Genomic DNA, 17,161 nt, shown 5'->3' with positions numbered 1-17,161 from the left:
AAGACAGCCGTCATGAACGCCGCGGTCAGGCCGAATTCGACTATGGCGGCGAGCCCGTCCGCCCTCGTCGGCCGCATCGCCGCCCGCGCTGCCACGCCCATGATCACGAGTCTGGCCAGGAGATCAACTCCGGGGCAGGGTCCAAGGCCCCGTCCCGGGCGGCCCATGTTCCCGAAAGGGACGCGCCTTGCGCAGTTGGTCGCCGGAAGGCCCGGCCGCCGGTCTCGGTTGTGACGGCTAACCTCTGCGGATGAGCTACTGGGGAACCATCGTCGTAGCCCGGCCGCAGGGCTTGCTGGTCGATCAGGATGGTGTCTCCGAATTCGGACATCGGCACCGCTGGTTGCGGGACCTGAGCGACGGCTGGCAGCTGCTGGAGACGAGCGGCTTCGATGATCCGCCGGACCTGCGTGGCGCGTGTGAGGCGGTCGCGGCCTCGACCGGTCACCCGGTTCTGGCCGCGTTCGTCAGCGACGACTGGTGCGCGACGATGGTCACGGCCGTCCCGGGGCGGGCCGGCCCGCTGACTCATCTGTGGCCGGTGAGTGAGACGTGCGGGGCGTATCGGCATCAGCCGCGGGAGATGCCCGAGCCCGCCGGGCGTCGCCTCGAGGAAGTCACCGCGGAGCTGACCGGCTGGTCGGAATCGGCCGGCTTCCAGCCGGACGCGGACCGGTTGCGCCTGGTCATCGGCCAGGACACCGATCAGGTAGGTGGTCAGGTCCTGGCTGCGGTGTATGAGGTGGTCAAGGCGCTGGGATTCGTACGGATCGGCCGTACGTATCCGTGGTCGTTACCGGCGTTCGACTGGCCGTTCTCGGGCGTGATGTTCACTCTCGGACCGGCATGTCAGGCGCGCTGGAACGCCCAGCTTCGATCCGCCGGCGTACGGCACGTTCCGCCGGTGCTGCCCTGGGAGAACGCAGCGCTGGCTTTGGAAACGGAGCTGTGGGCTTCGATGTACCGGCCGGACGTCGAGGTAGCGGCGCTTGCGCGCCGGGCCGCGTTCTCGATGGCGGCATACTATGCCGATTCGGAGGAGGAGATCCCGGCGTTGGAGGCTGCCGGTTTGTCGTTCCTCGACCCCTGCGCGCTGCGTTTGCTGACAGAATTGGAATCGCGCCTGGCGAATGGGACCGTCCTGCAACGGTCCGAGGAGGAGATCGAAGCACGCCGGCACGCGGACGCGTTGGCGACAGAACCCCGCTGAATAGCTCACGCGTCTTCCGATCTCGCGGTCGCGACGCTAGAAGCGGAACTTGTGCCGAGCGCTGCGCCTATTCACCCGGGCCGGCAATTCGTCCAGCTTGTCGCGGTGAGGCGGCTGCTGGTCCGGCTCACGGCCCCGGGTAAAATTTCGCATCGTCACGACAAAGCCCTGGACCAACCGGTCCGCGCGCAGATCGCGGTACGTGACTTCGACCAGCACCTGGCTGTCGTCGGGCCGTACCAGCGAGCAGAACACCACGCCGTCGCCGGAGCCGCGGAAAGCCTGACGCAGCTGGACCCGGTCGTCCGGATGCACCAGATCGTCGAGGGTGGCCAGCGGCGGAAGGTCGTCGACGCCGAGCAGCTCGCGCAGCGACGGGCTGGCGTACCGGATGCGCTGGTCCTCGTCGATCACCACCATGATGTCCGCGCTGTTCCGGATCACCGCGCGCAGATAGAGGTCACTGTCGCGGCGGCCGACCGCCTCCACCAGCGAGATGCGATCAAGCGCGAGCGCCGCCTGACCGGCGAGCACCTCGAGGGTGTCGCGGGTGGCGGTGAGGGTGTCCCGGCGACCCACCACGATCAGGGCGCCGCCGCTGGGCCGGGCGACCGCGAGCGGTTCCAGCCGGAGCGGGCAGACCAGGGTGGCGTAGTCGCGATCCGAATCCTCGATCCACCAGCTGCGGTGCGGCGGCCCGGCCTCGGGGCCGGGCGCCGCTTCGAGGGTGAGCTGGCCGTCGTCGACAGCGAAGACGGTGCTGCGGACCGCGTCCGGTGGCATGAGCTGGGCGATCGCGGCTCGTACGGCCTCTTCCACGGCCGGCGTGTCGGCGGCCGCGACCAGCGCGGCGCTCGCCTGCCGCAAGGCGCGTTCACGCATCAAGGCCTGGCCGTTCAGGGTCACCGAGTCGGTCAGCCGCGTGATGGCCAGCAGAAGCGTGATCGCACCCGCCACGGCGATCACCACGCCGTCGCCGACCGTACCGTGGATCGCCTCGATCATCAGAACGACCGGCGGGGTGGCGACGGAGATGCCCAGCAGCGCCGCCCAGCGTCCGCGCCACGGACTCGGGCGTGGCGCCGCGGGCTCGGTGAGCCTGACCATCGACGGGTGCAGCGCGGCGGCGCCCCAGGCCAGATAGAGCACCACGAACCCGGTCTCGCTCAGCCGGCCCGGCCACAACGGCTGCACGATGTCACTGACCAGGACGCCCACCGCACCGATGACCAGCAGCACGGCTGAGAGGTTCCGGCCCACGGCGACCAGCAGGCGGGCGACGACGGCGAGGAGCAGCAGGGCCCCGATGACGAACGCGCCCGAGACCTCCCCGATCTGGCCCGCGTCGCCGATGACGAAGACCCAGACCACCAGCAGCGTCGAGCACGCGAACGCGAGCAGGTCGATGAGCCGGGCCCGGTCGACGAGAATCGCACCGATGCGGGTCAGCCGCAGCAGACTCCAGGCGATCAACGCGACCATGGCGTAAAAGCAGACATCGGCGATGCCGGGCCGGTTCAACGCGGTCAACACGTCGCCGGCGGTGCTCGCCACGATGGCGCCGGCCAGCAGCAGCCAGGGTCCGATCCGGGCGGGCCGGTGACGACGGACGCCATAGACGATGGCGGCTGCGCTACCGATTCCCAGCACAAGCCATTCGAGGGCCCTCAGCACGCCTAACTAGTACCAGCGGCGTTGCTGTGTGTCCATGTCGCTATATACGTAGCGCTATGGTTTGCACCATCCCAGGGCAACAGAGAAATAGCCTTGGGGGGTACTGCATCGTTGTCTGCCGCTTGCACCCGCTGGTCGGCATCGCGTCCCCGCATCTGCAACCAGAGACCCACGTCCGCCGCGCCGCCCGGGCTGCCACCGGACACGGACCCGCTGAATCGTGATCACGACATAACCATCGCGGACCGAACCCGGCGACGCAGCCGATATCCAGGGGCCGAGCCAACCCGCTCGATGCCGCCCTCGGCAGCCGGATGTACCGGCTCCCGTGCGTGCTGCCGGCGCTCCATCTTCCGATCATGCCAAGGAACGCCTTGGACCTACTGTTCCTTCCGGCGGTGGGAGGAATGCGCCTTCCTGCTACAACGGGTGCGTGGAGAGCAGCATCTACGACCGGTACGAGCAGGATGCCGACCAATATCTGGCGACCTACGGCTTACGTGTCCCCACCGAGATGCTCCCGGCCGTTCGGCAGATCCTCCTCCGCGAAATCCGCCATGAGGCGGCCACCTATGCCGGCGAGAGCACCGTTCCCGGCAACACGTCCCTGATGCGGATCTGCGCCGCGCAGTTGTGGCACGCCGGCGTCGTCGAGGACGCACTACTGATTCATCGCGCCCGGCGTACCAGCATGGACGCCACCGGCGCCATCGACGGACAACTCATGCTCGGCGCGGGCGTGGCCCGTACCAAGGAGTTCCTTGCAGCGCTGGGCACCGCCGAAGCCCGCGAGATCCTGGCTGACATCGCCTGGCTGGAGGACGACTACGACCCCGAACGCTACGCAGCTGACCTCGACGACTGGTACCGGGCCACCTAGCGATGCCCGACGGTTCGATGATTGGGCGGCATCAGCGGGCACATCGCAGATCCAAGCACGGCGCGGCCGGTCAGACGAGGTGATCGCAGTAGGGCGAGCAAGCGCGGCCGAGGCGGTGGCCGAGTTCCCGGAGGAGGTTCCCGAGCCGCACGGCCTCTTCGGTCGTCGGTGGGGTGATCGGAGCGCCCGCTGCGAGGTGTTCCCCGACTTCGTACAGGGTGGCGTGCAGGTCCTCGGCAGTCGCTCGATCGAGCCGCAGCGTGATGTCGTCCGTCACTCGACCAAGGTATCCGAGCCACCGGCAACTCCCGGTCGGGCTGCTCGGAAAGGCCGGGGCGGATTCAGTGGATCAGAGCGGTCGCGTGTACGGCACAGGGCAGCGCTCCCGCTGTCCCGGACCGGTGCCCTATCCGGCCGAGTGACGAAGCGGCCGCCGGCCCGCCCTCGACGGTCGCGGGCGGGGCCGGCGTCACCGTTCGGGGAGCCAGCCCTGCCAGGTCTCCTGGTGGGCGTCCAACCACCGCTTGGCGGCCTGGTCGCGTGACATCTTGCCGACCGTGATGTCCCGGGCGACCTTGTTCTGGTCCTCGTTGGTCCACTGGAAGTTCTTGATCAGATCCGCCGCCGGGCTGCCGGACTCGGCGAACGCCTTGCGGGCCACCTTGTCGAGGTCGTACGGCTGGTAGTCGCAGGCGACGGTCTTCGGATCGGCGTCGCAGCCCGGCTTGTACAGCGGCAGCGGGATGTGGACGAGTTTGATCTCCGAGAGCAGCCACTGTGGCGTGTAGAAGTAGCCGATCAGCGGTTGGCGTTTCGCCTGGGCCTTGCGGAAGGCGGCGATGAGGGCGTCCTCACTGCCGGCGTACACGACGGTGTAGTCGAGTTTGAGGTTCTTGATCAGCGCGGCGTCGTTGGTGACGAAGGACGGGTCGCCGCCCAGCAGCTGCCCTTTGGCGCCGGAGGCCGGGGTGCGGAAGAGCTCGGCGTAGTCGTTGAGGTTCTTCCACTTGACGATGTCCGGGTGCGTCTCGGCCATCCACGGCGGCACGTACCAGCCGATGACGCCCTTGTTCCCGGTCAGGCCGAGCTCGACGGCGACCTTCTTGTCGTCGATGTAGGTCTTCTTGAGGTCGTCGTGGCCCCAGTTCTCCAGGATGACGTCGACCTCGCCGGTGGCCAGGCCGGCCCAGGACTGGTCCTCCGTGAGGTCCTTCTCCACCACGGCACAGCCGAGCTGCTGCTTGAGCAGGTAGCTGACGACCGCGACGTTGGCCTCGTACCCGACCCACGGGTTGACCGCGATGGTCACCGTGCCGCAGGGGGTACGGGCGGCGCCGGGCGGCGCGGTGATCGGGTGGTCGGAGCCGCAGGCGGCGACCGCCGCCAGAGCGACGACGGTCAACGCCGCACGCAGCCGACGGGTGCCGCGGGCGAGGGTCCTCATGCGGTCACCGCCTGCTGGCGGGCGAGACGCTTGACCAGGACCACTTCGGTCAGGGCGACGAGCACGTCCTTGACCGACTCACGGTGGCGGGCGTCGCACTCGACGATGGGGACGCCCGGGCTGACGCCGAGCGCGTCGCGGACCTCGTCGAGGTCGAAGCGCTGGGCGCCCTCGAAGGCGTTGACGCCGATGAGGAAGGGGATGTCCTGCTCCTCGAAGTAGTCGAGGGCCGGGAAGCAGTCCTCGATGCGGCGGGTGTCGAGCAGCACGATCGCGCCGAGGGCGCCGTCGACGAGGTCGTCCCAGAGGAACGAGAAGCGATCCTGACCGGGTGTGCCGAACAGGTAGAGCAGCAGCGCATCGTCGAGGGTGATGCGGCCGAAGTCGAGGGCCACCGTGGTGGTGGTCTTGCCGGTGACGGCCGAGGCGTCGTCGACGCCGATCGCCCGTTCGGTCATCTCGGCCTCGGTCACCAGCGGCTCGATCTCGGAGATCGCCCCGACGAAGGTCGTCTTGCCCACGCCGAAGCCGCCGCTGATGACGATCTTGACGGCCACCGGTGCCGGCGGCACCGGCTCACTAGAGCGCCCGTACACGGTCTCGGATCCTCTCGATCAAGGCGATGGGAAGCTCGCCCAGCTGCTCCTCGACGGCCAGATATCCCTCGGCGACCAGGTCCGCGACGATGACCCGGACCACGCCCAGCGGCACCCGCAGCGCCACCGACAGGTCGGCGAGGGACATCGGGGCCTGGCACAGCTCGACGATGCGCCGGGCCTCGAAGCGCAGCGGCGCCGACAGCGCGGCCGGGGCCGCGCGCATCAGCGTCTCGATGCGCAGGCCGTCGTGCAGCGGACGGGTGCGCCCGCCGGTGAGCATGAACGGCCGGACCACCAGATCGTCGCCCTGGTCGTGCCCGGAACCGGCCGGGGACGCAGAGGCGTACGGGACGGCTCCGGCGTACGGGTATTCGCGGGGACCCGGAATCCCCTCCCCCGGCCGGCTCATCGCGGGAGGTACCGGCGGGATTCGGAGATCAGCGCCGGGGTCAGCAGGGCGCCGAACCGCTCGGCGAGCAACGACATCTCGTAGCCGACCAGGCCGACGTCGCAGTGACCGTCGGCCACGACGCCCAGGCAGCTGCCGCCGGAGATGACCGACACGAGCAGGAATCCCCGGCGCATCTCGATCATGATGAGCTTGAGTCCGTCGAAGTCGTACCGCCGCGAGGCGCTGCGGGCGACGCTCGACAGGCTCGAGACGATGGCAGCCAGCTGGTCGGCCTCCGCCCGGTTCAAGCCGTCGGACCCGGCGATCAGCAATCCGTCGGAGGACACCGCGACGGCGTCGCGGACACCGTCGGTCTGGTGGACGAAGTTGCCCAGCAGCCAGTTGAACTGGTGGCGGTCTGCGGACGTCTCAACACTCATGCGGAACTTCTTTCGCCATCGTCGCCGGTGTGCGGGGGGAGCCGTTCAAGAGCGATCGGTGTGTTCGGTGGCGCCGCGCTGCATCCCGCTGCGGAACGCGGTGAGGCGGGAGCGTACGTCGTCCGGGGAGTCACCGACGGGTGCGGGGCGGTCGGCGCCGCGCGGCCGCACGGGCTGCGGCGCCCCTGACGGCTTGCGCGCCTTGGGGATGCGTCGGCGCAGCCCGTTGGGCGTACGGCTGCTCTCGTCCCCGGCCGGGACCTCGTGGGTCTCGCGGCCGCCGGGCGCGGCGACCGTCTCGAACCGCGCGGCCGGGGCGGTGCCGGTCATGCCGACGGCCGCGGTCGTGGCCGGCGGCGGGGCGCCGGGGATGGTGACGTACTCGATGGAATCCGCCAGGATGCGGCGGTCCGGGGTGGGGCGTGGCGCGGGCTCGGGAGCGTCGTCGAGGGTGAGCACCTGGGTGGTTTCGACGTCGGTGGCGGGGCCCAGCGCCCGCCGGTCGTCCGGCAGCGGCACGGCCGGCTGCCGGATCGCGGCGGCCGGCGCGGCACCGCCGCCGAGCGAGGAGGTGGTGGCGAGCACCGCCGTGGGCAGCACGATGCGGGCCGTCACGCCGGTCACCGGGGAGGGCGCGAGCTGCACGTCGATGCCCATCTGGGTGGCGAGCCGGCCGACGACGTAGTGGCCGAGGAAGCGGGTCGGCGCCGTGATGAAGTCGCCCTCGCCACGCAGTCGCTGATTGGCGATCTCCAGGTCGGCCTGGTTCATGCCGATGCCTTGGTCGGTGATCGCGATGAGGTAGCCGTCGTCCATCAGCCGGCCCTGGATCTCGACGTCGGCGTCCGGCGGTGAGAACGTGAGCCCGTTCTCCACCAGCTCAGCGAGCATGTGCGCGACGCCGCTGACCACCGCGCCGGCGACGAACGCGTCGTCGACCCGGCGCAGGGTGACCCGGCGGTATTCCTCGACCTCGGAGACGGCGGCGCGGATGACGTCGGCGATCGGCAGCGGCTGCGACCACTGTCGTGGGCTCGCCGCGCCCACGAGCACCAGCAGACTCTCGGCGTTGCGGCGCATGCGGGTGGCGAGGTGGTCGAGCTCGAACAGGTTCGCCAGGCCGGTCGGGTCGGACTCCTCGCGTTCGAGGCTGGTGATGAAGCCGAGCTGCCGACGCAGCAGGTTCTGGTTGCGCCGGCCCAGGTTCGCCAGCGACTCCGTGGTGCTGCGGCGCAGCATCGCCTGCTCGGTGGCGAGCTCGTACGCGGTGGCCTGCACCCGCTCCAGCGCGTCGGCCATCAGCCGGACCTCGTCACTGGCGCCGGCCGGCACGCGGACCCGCGGTGGCGGGTCGTCGTCGGCGCCGGCGGTGGCCTTGCGCACCGCCTCGGGCAGCCGCTCGCCGGCCAGCTTGTTCGCCTCGGCGGCGAGCGTGGCCAGCGGCGCCGAGATCGACCGGGACGCCACCGTGGCCAGGTAGACCGAGCCGGCGAAGCAGAGCAGGACCGCGCCGACGAGCACGCCCATCCGGCTGGTCGCCTGGTCCTGCAGGGTCTGCGCCCGGGCCTGGATGACCGAGCCGACGTGCTGCTGCAGGCGCAGCATGTCGTCGAGCACGGTGGTCAGCGCCGACCACCAGGCCTGCGGGTTGACCTGCAGGTTGCGTCCGTCACCGGCCTTGAGGGCGAGCTGTTCGAAGTACGCGGCGACGCGGGCCGCGCCGGTGTCCAGCACGTAGTCCTTGGCGGTGCGCTCGGTGCCGGTGGCGTACTGGGTGAACGCGGTCAGGGCCGCGTCCTTGGTCGCCTTCATGGTGACGAACTGGAGGTACTCGGCGCCGCGGAAGCCACCGGCAGAGAAGACGCCGTTGAGGAACGCCCGCTCCTGGGCGGTGCTCTCCTTGACGTCGCCGAGGGACTCCAGGGCGGCCACACCGCGGCGCAGCGCCGGGTCGGCCGAGCTGTCGAGGCCGTAGTCGAGGTTGCTCAGCGCGGCGATGCGCCCGGTGTAGAAGTCGAAGGTCGGTGCGCGGCCGGCGCCACCGGCGTCGGTGCCCGCCCGGACGCCGGCCAGTCCGTCGAGGCCCCGGACGGCCGTGGCGACGCGGTCCTGCGCGTCGCCGCCGGAGGCGACGAGGCGTTCCACCGCGGCGCGCTGCCGGTCGACGCGCTGGCGGGCCGGGCCGAGCTCGGCCTTGAAGCCGACGTTGCCGCCGAGCAGGCCGGCGGTGAGCCCACGCTCGACCTGCAGCTCCTGGACCAGGTCCTGCACCGCGAGCACCAGGGTGACGGCCCGGGCGGACTGCGCCGCCGTGCGGTACTCGTCGACCTGGATGACCGTGATGACGCCGAGCAGCAGCAGCACCGCGGCGACGGGTAGGGCCAGGGTCCGGATCACCCGGCGGCGGATGGGGCCTCCGCCGCGGCCGGGAGCGGCGGAGGCTTCCGCCGCCGGCGCGCCCGGCTCGGCCTCCGCGGCTTCGTTGCCGCCCGGTTCGGACACGCGATCCTCTCCCTCCGTCGAGCCGCGACGGACCGTGACACCGAAGCGCCGGATTCCGTCCAGTGTGGTGGGACGGGGACCCATTGTGGTCGATCGCTGAGCGGGACCAGATTTCCGGCAGAAGATTGCGATAGTGTTTCGGTCCGGCCACGAGTTGGACACGCACGTGTGGAATTCCTTAAGAGTCTGCCTCACGGAGTCTGTCGCGAACCCAGCCGTGGAAGCCGGCGATGTGGTGCTCGCTGGGCACGAGGACCCCGCCGTGGGCGTACCCGCGCGAGGTCATGGCAGGCTGGCACGCCTCGCACGCGTCGAAGTCCTGGCGGTTGACCCGGTCGAAGAGTTCCACCGAACGAGTGAGGTCCGCGCCCGATTCGACCACCGCCTTCGGGTAGAGCCAGTCGCACTCGACGACCGTACGGTCCACGGAGACCGGGAACATCCGGTGCACGATCACGTGATCGGGCACCAGGTTCACGAAGACCTGGGGCCGGATCGTGATCGCGTAGTAGCGCCGGTCCTGATCGGCGGAGATGCCGTCGATGCGGTCCAGGCCGGGGCCGCCGTCCACGGTGAAGCCGGCGATGCCGGGCCCGAACTCGGCGCCGTGCCCGACGTAGTACTGCGCGGCGTAGCCTCCGGCGAACTCGGGAAGCACGTGGACCAGTTCCGGGTGGATGGTCGCGCAGTGGTAGCACTCCATGAAGTTCTCGATGATCAGCTTCCAGTTCGCGCCGACGTCGTAGCGGATCCGGCGGCCGACCACGAGCGACTCGACGCCGTATCGATCGATGACGTCCGCCGCGCCGAGGCGCTGCGCGCAGGCGCCGATCACGTCGGCCTCGAACGACGGCGGTTCGCCGGCCAGGCAGATCCAGACATAGCCGAGCCATTCCCGCACGGCCAGCGGCCGCAGCCCGAACCGGTTCCGGTCGATGTCCGGCATCTTCACCAGGTTCGGCGCCGCGACCAGGCGACCCTCCAGGTCGTAGGACCAGGCGTGGTACGAGCACCGGAACGTGCGCCGGACGCTGCCCGAGCTCTCGATGCACAGGGTGGCCCCGCGGTGGCGGCAGAGGTTGAGGAACGCCCGCGCGCCCCCGTCCTGAGCCCGCGTGACGAGAACGTTCTCGCGGCCGACCGGCACGGTCCGGAAGTCACCGGGACCGGCGATGTCGGTCCCGCGCACCGCGCAGAACCACATCGCCTCGAAGATGCGCTCCTGCTCGGCGGCGAAGACCGCCGGATCGGTGTAGTAGCGGCCCGCCAGCGTCGGCAGCAGGCTCGGCGGCAGGTCCGTCGCGGTCATGGGCTCACTCCCGGCTCGGCGCGGTCACCGCGGGCATCCGGCGGCGGGGATCGAACAACCCGATCGGATGACGGGTACGCCCGGTCGTCGCGAGGTCTGCGAGAATCTCCCCCACCACCGGGACGAACTTGAACCCGTGCCCGGAGAACCCGCACGCCACGGTGACCGCCTCATGCCCGGGGTGGGTGGCGATGACGAAGTGCTCGTCGGCAGTGTTGGTGTACATGCACGTCTTGGCCTGCAGAAACCGGCCCGCCAGGCTGGGCAGCCGCGGCGCGGTCTGCGCGGCCATGGCGCGCACCTCGTGCTCGTGCACGACCCGGTCGATGGTCTGCGGTGTGCAGTGCTCGCCGCCGCGGAAGAACGCGACCTTGGCGCCGCCGGCGGGCCCGTCGATCGCCGGGAAGCCGTAGATCTGGGTGCCGCCGGAGTCCTCCCAGATGTAGATGGGATGCCGGTCCGCCGTGAACGCTCCCACCCCGCCGGTGGGCGCGAACCAGTACTGCACCTGCCGTTCCACGACGAACGGCACGCCCAGGTCGGCCAGCAGCTCCGGCGCCCACGCTCCCGGGCAGATCACCAGGTGCCCGGCCTCGTACGTGCCCCGGGCGGTGGTGACGCGGACCCCGCTGGGAGCCGGCTCCCAGCGCAGGACGGGCTCCTCGTAGTGCAGCTCGGCGCCGTGGCGAGCTGCCAGGTCCAGGTGGGCGGCGACGGTCTCCTCCGGGCGTACGAAACCGGCATTGGCCTCGTAGAGCGCAACCTCGTCCGGCCCCGGGCGCATCGTCGGGAAGCGGCGGCGCAGCGCGGCGGCGTCCAGCATCTCGTGGTCGAGGCCCCACTGCTCGGCACTGCGCCGGCTTCCGTCGACCGTACGGCTGCCCGGCAGGCCGACCATCACCCCGCCGGTCAGCGTGATCACGTCACGCCCGGAGTCGTGCGCCAGCCGTTCCCACAGCTCGTAGGCGCGCAGCAGCAGCGGCACGTAGGCGGGATCCTCGAAATAGGACTGACGGGTGATGCGCGACCCGCCGTGGCTCGAACCGTGATCATGGGCCGCACCGAACCGTTCCAGGCCCAGCACCCGCACCCCCCGGGCGGCGAGGTGGTAGGCGGCGGCACTGCCCATGCCACCCAGCCCCACCACGATGACGTCATGTGCCGGCACGTCGCCTCCTTCTGCGCACCGGCTATCGCCGGATGCGCTCGTGTTTCGGATCGAAGACCGGATCGCTGGTCACCGTGGCCGGCAGCATCCGGCCCAGACAGTCGATCCGGACGGCGGTTCCGGGTACGGCGACAGCGGGCGGCAGCCAGGCGTACGCGATCGGCGCACCGACCGTGTAGCCGTACGCCGCGCTGGTCACGTAGCCGACGGGGGCGCCGCCGACGTACACCGGCTCCCGGCCCAGCGGCACGTACTCGCCGGCCCGGTCGTCGAGCAGCAGACAGGTGAGCAGCCGACGGGCCGTCGAGGGCGAACGTCCGGCGAGCGCGTCGCGGCCGATGAAGTCGCCGGAGCCGGAGCGCACGGCGAAGCCGAGTCCCGCCTCGTACGGGTCGTCCTCGGTCGTCATGTCGGCGCCCCAGGCCCGGTAGCCCTTCTCCAGGCGCAGGCTGGTGAACGCGCCCCGGCCGGCGGCGATGAGGCCCAGTGGTGCGCCTGCCTCCCACAGGGTGTCCCACAGTCGCAGGCCGTGCTCGGCGCTGGTGTAGATCTCCCAGCCCAACTCGCCCACGTAGGACAGGCGCAGCATCGTGACCGGGACGTCGCCGAGGTGCGCACGCCGGGCCCTGAAGTAGCCGAACGCCTGGTGCGAGACGTCGATGTCGGCCAGGGGTGCGATCAGGTCGCGGGCCCGCGGCCCCCACACGCCGAGCCCGCCCGTGCCGCCGGTGACGTCGCGCACCGAGACGGAACCGTCGGCGGGCCGGTGCCGCAGCAGCCAGTCGAGGTCCAGCGGGCCGTTGACGCCGACCTGGAAGAGCTCCTCGCCGAGCCGTGCGACGGTGATGTCGCTGCGGATACCGCCCGCGTGGTCGAGCAGCAGGGCGTATACCACTGTGCCGACCGGGCGGTCCACGTCGTTGCTGGCCAGCCGTTGCAGGTACGCCGCGGCGGCAGGCCCGGCGACCTCCAGGCGGGTCAGCGGCGTCATGTCGTAGAGGGCGACGCTGTCGCGGGTCGCCCGGGCCTCCGCCGCCACGATGGGCGACCAGTTGCGCGCCGACCACGGGTCGCGGCGCAGGCCCCGGGCGGGCTGCGGCAGGCCGGCGTTCGCCTCGTACCACAGGGGCCGTTCCCAGCCTCCCGCTTCGGTGAACACCGCGCCGAGGCCGGCCTGGCGGGCGTGCCACGGGCTGACCCGCTGGGCGCGCGGCGGCCCCGGCGGGTCGAGCGGGTGGACGATGTCGTACACCTCGACGAAGCTGCGGGTGGCGCGCTGCCGGACGAACGACGGCGTGAGTTGGGCGGAGTCGAAGCGGTTCAGGTCGCATTCGTGCAGATCGGCGCCGGGGCGCCCGTCCACGAGCCATTCGGCCACGGCCCGGGCGGCGCCGGCCGAGTGGGTGACCCAGACGGCTTCGGCGGTCCAGAAGCCGCGCAGCTGCCTCGATTCGCCCAGCAGGGGGAAACCGTCGGGAGTGAACGAGAAGACGCCGTTGAAACCCTCCTCGAGGCTCGCGCCCCGCAAGGCGGGCAGCAGGTCCTGGGCGGCTGACCACGACTCTGCGAAGTCGTCGCGGGTGAAACCGAGCATCGACGGGTGCGCGCCCTCGGCCAGCTCGGCGAGGTCGACGGGCATCGGGCGGTGCGCGTACGAGCCGACACCGACCCGGTCGCCGTGCAACCGGAAGTACAGGTCTCGGTCCTGGTGGCGCAGGATCGGCGCGCCGGCGCCACGCCCGGCGAGCGCGGTCAGCGGGCCGCTCCGCGCGTACTGGTGCGCCATCGGCAGGAGGGGGACGGTGACGCCGGCGAGGGCGCCGATCGCCGGCCCCCAGAAGCCGGCGCAGCTGACCACGACATCGGCCGGGAAGGTCTCCCGCTCGGTGTGCACCGCGGTGACCGCCCCGGCGGAGCTCTCGATGCCGACGACCCGCCGGTCCGCGAGGAACCGGGCACCGCGCGCCGTGGCGAGCCGGGCCTGCGCCTCGGCGGCGGGCACCGCCCGGGCCAGGCCGTCACCTCGTACGTGCAGGCCGCCCAGCACGGGGCCGGGCTCGAGCAGGGGGTGCAGGGCGGCGCACTCCGGCGGGTCGAGCAGCCGGGCGTCGAGGCCCCACGAGGCCGCCAGCCCGTGCCGGCGGCGCAGTTCCCGCATCCGTTCGGCGCTGGTGGCCAGTTCGAGGCCGCCGACGGAGTCGAAGCAGGCCCGGCCGCCGGCCTTCAGGCGCCCGTACTTGTCCACGGTGTACCGGGCGAAGCCCGTCATGGTCCGCGAGACGTTGGTCTGGAAGACGAGGCCCGGCGCGTGCGAGGTGGAGCCGCCGGTGGTGAACAGCGGGCCCTGTTCCAGGACCGTGACGTCGCGCCAGCCCCGCGCGGTGAGCTCGTCGGCCAGTGCGCACCCGACGATGCCGGCGCCGACGACGACGACTCGGGGATGGTGGACTCGGGGATGGTGGACCATGGCCGACCCCCTCCGTTGGTGTCTCCATTAACGCAACGCTGTGCGTCATACGCAACACCCTCGGCGACGGCCGGCCGGTCGGATCAGGTCAGCTCCCCGCCGGGATCCACGGCTTCCAGGTGGACTCGTGCTCCTTGACCCACTTCTCGGCCGCCTTCTCCGCGGACATCCCCTGGTTGGTGATGTAGTCCGCGACCAGGTTCTGGTCGTCGTTGGTCCACTGGAAGTTCTTCACCAGCTGGTACGCGGCCCCGCCGGTGTCGGCGAACTTCTTGCCGGCGATCTTGTCCAGGGTGTAGTCCGGGTAGTCGCAGGCCACCTTCTTCGGGTCCGCGTCGCAACCGGCGGTGTACGCGGGCAGCTTCACCCGCACGTACTTCTCCTTGGCGAACAGCCACTGCGGCTCGTAGAAGTAGAACAGCAGCGGCTTCTTCTGCGCGGTCGCCTGCTGCGCCGCCTTGATCAGCGCCGCCTCGCTGCCCGAGTACACGACCTTGTAGTTGAGCTTGAGGTTCTGCACGAGGGCGGCGTCGTTGGTGACGAAGGAGGGGTCACCGTCGAGCAGCTGCCCCTTGCCCCCGGACTCGGAGGTCTTGAACAGGTCGGCGTACTTGTTGAGGTTCTTGCCGTCGGTGATGTCCGGGTACTTGTCGGCCATCCACTGCGGGACGTACCAGCCGATGACGCCCTTGTTGCCGGTGGGGCCGACCTCGACGGCGACCTTCTTCTGCTCGATGTAGGTCTTCTTCAGGTCGTCGTGGCCCCAGTTCTCGAGGATCACGTCGACCTCACCGGTCTCGAAGCCCTGCCAGGAGATCTCCTCCTTGAGGTTCTTCTTGTCGACGGTGTAGCCGAGCTCCTTCTCCAGCAGGTAGGCGACCACCGCGGCGTTGGCCTCGTACCCGACCCAGGGGTTGACCGCGATCTTGACCGTGCCCTTCGTGCCGCCCGCACCGGCCTTGTCGGTGCCGGCGTCGGACTTGGCGCCGCCGCATCCTGTCACGGCCAGGCTCAGGGCCGCGGCGACCGCGGTGAGCCGGGCCGTCATCGCTGTTCTCATACGACTTCCTTCCGAGAGGGGTCGCCGCTCAGGTGGCGGCGGGGACGAGGAACGTTGTCAGCCGGCCGCGCGCCGCAGCTCGCCGGCGGCGCCGCCGCGCCCGGCGCCCTGGGTGAGCCGGTCCATCAGCACGCCGAGCAGCACGATGGCGAAGCCGGCGGCGAGGCCGCGGCCGAAGTCCTCACGCTGGGCGAAGCCGGCGACCACGTCGTAGCCCAGGGCCCCGGCGCCGACCAGCCCGCCCACGACCACCATGGCGAGCACCATGACGATGCCCTGGTTGGCCGCGAGCAGCAGACCACCGCGCGCCATCGGCAGCTGCACCTTCCACAGCAGCTGCCGGGGCGTGGACCCGGCCGACAACGCGGCCTCGACGACACCGGCGGGCACGTCGCGGATGCCCCGCTCGACCAGCCGGACCACGGGCGGCACGGCGTAGATGACCGCCGCCGCGATCGCGGTGAACCGGCTGGCGCCGAACAGCGCCACCGCCGGCAGCAGGTACACGAAGGACGGCATGGTCTGGGCGGCGTCCAGCAGCGGGCGCAGCGCCGCGGCGAAGCGGTCGTGCCGGGCGCAGAAGATCCCGAGCAGGACGCCGACCAGCAGGGTCGCCACGGTCGCCACCAGCACCGACGCCAGCGTCTGCATAGCGTTCTGCCACAGACCGAGGGCCGCCACCCCGGCGGCGGCGAGCCCGGCCACCAGCGCCGCCCGCCATCCGCTGACGAGCGCCCCGACAGCCACCACCGCGGGCACGAACCACCACCACGGCGTCGTCGTCAGCACCGTCTGCACCGGATCCAGCAGACCCGCGGTGACGACGTTCTTCACTGCCTCGGTCACGTCGTACAGGTGGAACTCCACCCACCGCGTCAGCGTGTTGACCGGCGCGGCGAACGAGAACCGCCAGCTCTCGGGGAACTCCGATCCCCACGGCAGCGCCCGGCCCAGCAGCGTCACCGCCACCGCCACCGCCGTGACGGCCAGCGCGGTGAGCCGGCGGCGCGAGCTGTGCCGGGCCGGCTCCGCGCGCCGCGCAGCCCCGGTGGTGATCCGGTCGAGCACCACGGCCATCACCACGATGGCCAGCCCGGCGTCGAAGGCGGCGCCGACGTTGACCCGCTCCAGCGCCTGCACGATGCTCTGGCCGAGGCCGGGCGCGTCGATCAGGGCGGTGACCACCACCATGGACAGCGCCATCATGATCGCCTGATTCACCCCGAGCACGATCGTCGGACGCGCCATCGGCAGCCGCACCTTGGTCAGCACCTGCCACCGGGTCGAGCCGAGCGCGGCGGCCGCCTCCACCGTGGTGCGCGAGACCTCCGAGACGCCCAGCGCGGTGATCCGCACGGCCGGGGGCACCGCGTAGATCAGCGTCGCGATGGTGGCGGCCGGCTCGCCGATGAGGAACAGCAGGGTCATCGGCGCCAGGTAGGCGAACGTCGGCAGGATCTGCATGACGTCGAGCACCGGGCGCAGCACCGCGCCGACCGGCGGGACCCGGGCCGCGAGCACTCCCAGCGGTACGCCGATCAGCGTCGCGAGCAGCACCGCCGACAGAGTCAGCACCAGGGTGTCGACGCTCTCCTGCCACAGGCCGAGCACCCCGAAGGACAAGAAGCCGGCGGCGGCGAGCAGCGCCGTACGCCAGCCGGCGAGGATCGCGGCGAGGGCGGTGGCCGCCGCGACCAGGCCGGCCCAGCCGAGCCCGTACAGAGCGCTGTGCATCGCGCCGACCAGCAGGGCGACGCCGAGCCGCAGGTAGTTGAACCCGAACAGGAACAGCGGGCTGGTGTCGCGGTTCGCGTCGACCCACTCGCGCAGGTCGTCGAAGAATCGGAAGGCCGCGGCGTCGTCGCCGTCCACCGCCCCGCTGGTACGGGTGGCCAGGTAACCGGCGACGACCACGACGAGAACCCCGGCGGTGACCAGCGCGCGGCGCGGCAGCGGGCGGCGCGGCGGGCCGCCGGCGGGCGGGCCGGCCGTCTGCGCGGTGGCCGGGGCGCCCGTG

The 17,161-nt window shown here is 71.2% G+C and carries 14 protein-coding genes; 2 read left to right on the top strand and 12 right to left on the bottom strand.

Annotation, left to right across the window (positions count from 1 at the left end):
* The first annotated feature begins 250 nt into the window (after positions 1 to 250).
* Positions 251 to 1,210: a hypothetical protein gene (locus AB0K03_RS00070; protein ID WP_364678148.1), complete on the top strand. Its 960-nt coding sequence runs from the start codon at positions 251 to 253 to the stop codon at positions 1,208 to 1,210.
* Positions 1,211 to 1,246: 36 nt separating this feature from the next.
* Here the strand turns inward: AB0K03_RS00070 and AB0K03_RS00065 are convergent, their stop codons facing one another.
* The gene (locus AB0K03_RS00065; RefSeq protein WP_364678146.1) at positions 1,247 to 2,884 is read right to left on the bottom strand and encodes a PAS domain-containing protein; all 1,638 of its coding nucleotides are present in this window, start codon (positions 2,882 to 2,884) and stop codon (positions 1,247 to 1,249) included.
* A gap of 433 nt (positions 2,885 to 3,317) precedes the next feature.
* On the opposite strand from AB0K03_RS00065, the gene AB0K03_RS00060 reads away from it, so the two are divergent.
* Complete coding sequence (locus AB0K03_RS00060; protein WP_364678143.1) at positions 3,318 to 3,764, top strand: hypothetical protein; 447 nt, start codon at positions 3,318 to 3,320, stop codon at positions 3,762 to 3,764.
* A gap of 70 nt (positions 3,765 to 3,834) precedes the next feature.
* Here the strand turns inward: AB0K03_RS00060 and AB0K03_RS00055 are convergent, their stop codons facing one another.
* From AB0K03_RS00055 to AB0K03_RS00005, 11 genes are all read right to left on the bottom strand, one after another.
* The gene (locus tag AB0K03_RS00055) at positions 3,835 to 4,041 is read right to left on the bottom strand and encodes a hypothetical protein (protein WP_364678140.1); all 207 of its coding nucleotides are present in this window, start codon (positions 4,039 to 4,041) and stop codon (positions 3,835 to 3,837) included.
* A 192-nt stretch (positions 4,042 to 4,233) separates the two neighbouring features.
* Positions 4,234 to 5,208: an ABC transporter substrate-binding protein gene (locus tag AB0K03_RS00050; protein ID WP_364678137.1), complete on the bottom strand. Its 975-nt coding sequence runs from the start codon at positions 5,206 to 5,208 to the stop codon at positions 4,234 to 4,236.
* The gene (locus tag AB0K03_RS00045; protein ID WP_364678135.1) at positions 5,205 to 5,780 is read right to left on the bottom strand and encodes an ATP/GTP-binding protein; all 576 of its coding nucleotides are present in this window, start codon (positions 5,778 to 5,780) and stop codon (positions 5,205 to 5,207) included. Before AB0K03_RS00045 ends, AB0K03_RS00050 begins: the two co-directional genes overlap by 4 nt.
* Before the next feature lie 7 nt (positions 5,781 to 5,787).
* A complete protein-coding gene (locus tag AB0K03_RS00040; protein ID WP_364678133.1) occupies positions 5,788 to 6,216 on the bottom strand; it encodes a DUF742 domain-containing protein in 429 nt (142 codons plus the stop codon).
* Positions 6,213 to 6,638 (bottom strand): roadblock/LC7 domain-containing protein, encoded by a 426-nt coding sequence (locus AB0K03_RS00035; RefSeq protein WP_364678130.1) that lies wholly within the window; start codon positions 6,636 to 6,638, stop codon positions 6,213 to 6,215. Before AB0K03_RS00035 ends, AB0K03_RS00040 begins: the two co-directional genes overlap by 4 nt.
* 45 nt (positions 6,639 to 6,683) lie before the next feature.
* Positions 6,684 to 9,140 carry a nitrate- and nitrite sensing domain-containing protein gene (locus AB0K03_RS00030; protein ID WP_364678128.1) on the bottom strand — a complete coding sequence of 819 codons (2,457 nt, stop codon included), beginning with the start codon at positions 9,138 to 9,140 and terminating at the stop codon, positions 6,684 to 6,686.
* A 178-nt stretch (positions 9,141 to 9,318) separates the two neighbouring features.
* Positions 9,319 to 10,449, bottom strand: a complete 1,131-nt coding sequence (locus AB0K03_RS00025; RefSeq protein ID WP_364678125.1) for an aromatic ring-hydroxylating dioxygenase subunit alpha — start codon at positions 10,447 to 10,449, stop codon at positions 9,319 to 9,321.
* Between the two features lie 4 nt (positions 10,450 to 10,453).
* A complete protein-coding gene (solA, locus tag AB0K03_RS00020; RefSeq protein WP_364678122.1) occupies positions 10,454 to 11,617 on the bottom strand; it encodes an N-methyl-L-tryptophan oxidase in 1,164 nt (387 codons plus the stop codon).
* A gap of 22 nt (positions 11,618 to 11,639) precedes the next feature.
* A complete protein-coding gene (locus AB0K03_RS00015) occupies positions 11,640 to 14,084 on the bottom strand; it encodes an FAD-dependent oxidoreductase (protein ID WP_364678119.1) in 2,445 nt (814 codons plus the stop codon).
* Between the two features lie 88 nt (positions 14,085 to 14,172).
* A complete protein-coding gene (locus tag AB0K03_RS00010) occupies positions 14,173 to 15,144 on the bottom strand; it encodes an ABC transporter substrate-binding protein (RefSeq protein ID WP_364678116.1) in 972 nt (323 codons plus the stop codon).
* A gap of 57 nt (positions 15,145 to 15,201) precedes the next feature.
* Positions 15,202 to 17,161 (bottom strand): ABC transporter permease subunit (locus tag AB0K03_RS00005; RefSeq protein ID WP_364678113.1); only part of this gene is annotated, 1,960 nt, incomplete at its 5' end.

This window comes from Actinoplanes sp. NPDC049316 (genome assembly GCF_040677315.1).
Taxonomy (GTDB): domain Bacteria; phylum Actinomycetota; class Actinomycetes; order Mycobacteriales; family Micromonosporaceae; genus Actinoplanes.
The sequence above is the reverse complement of the archived record's forward strand: the minus strand, read 5'-3'. Positions and strand labels throughout refer to the sequence as shown.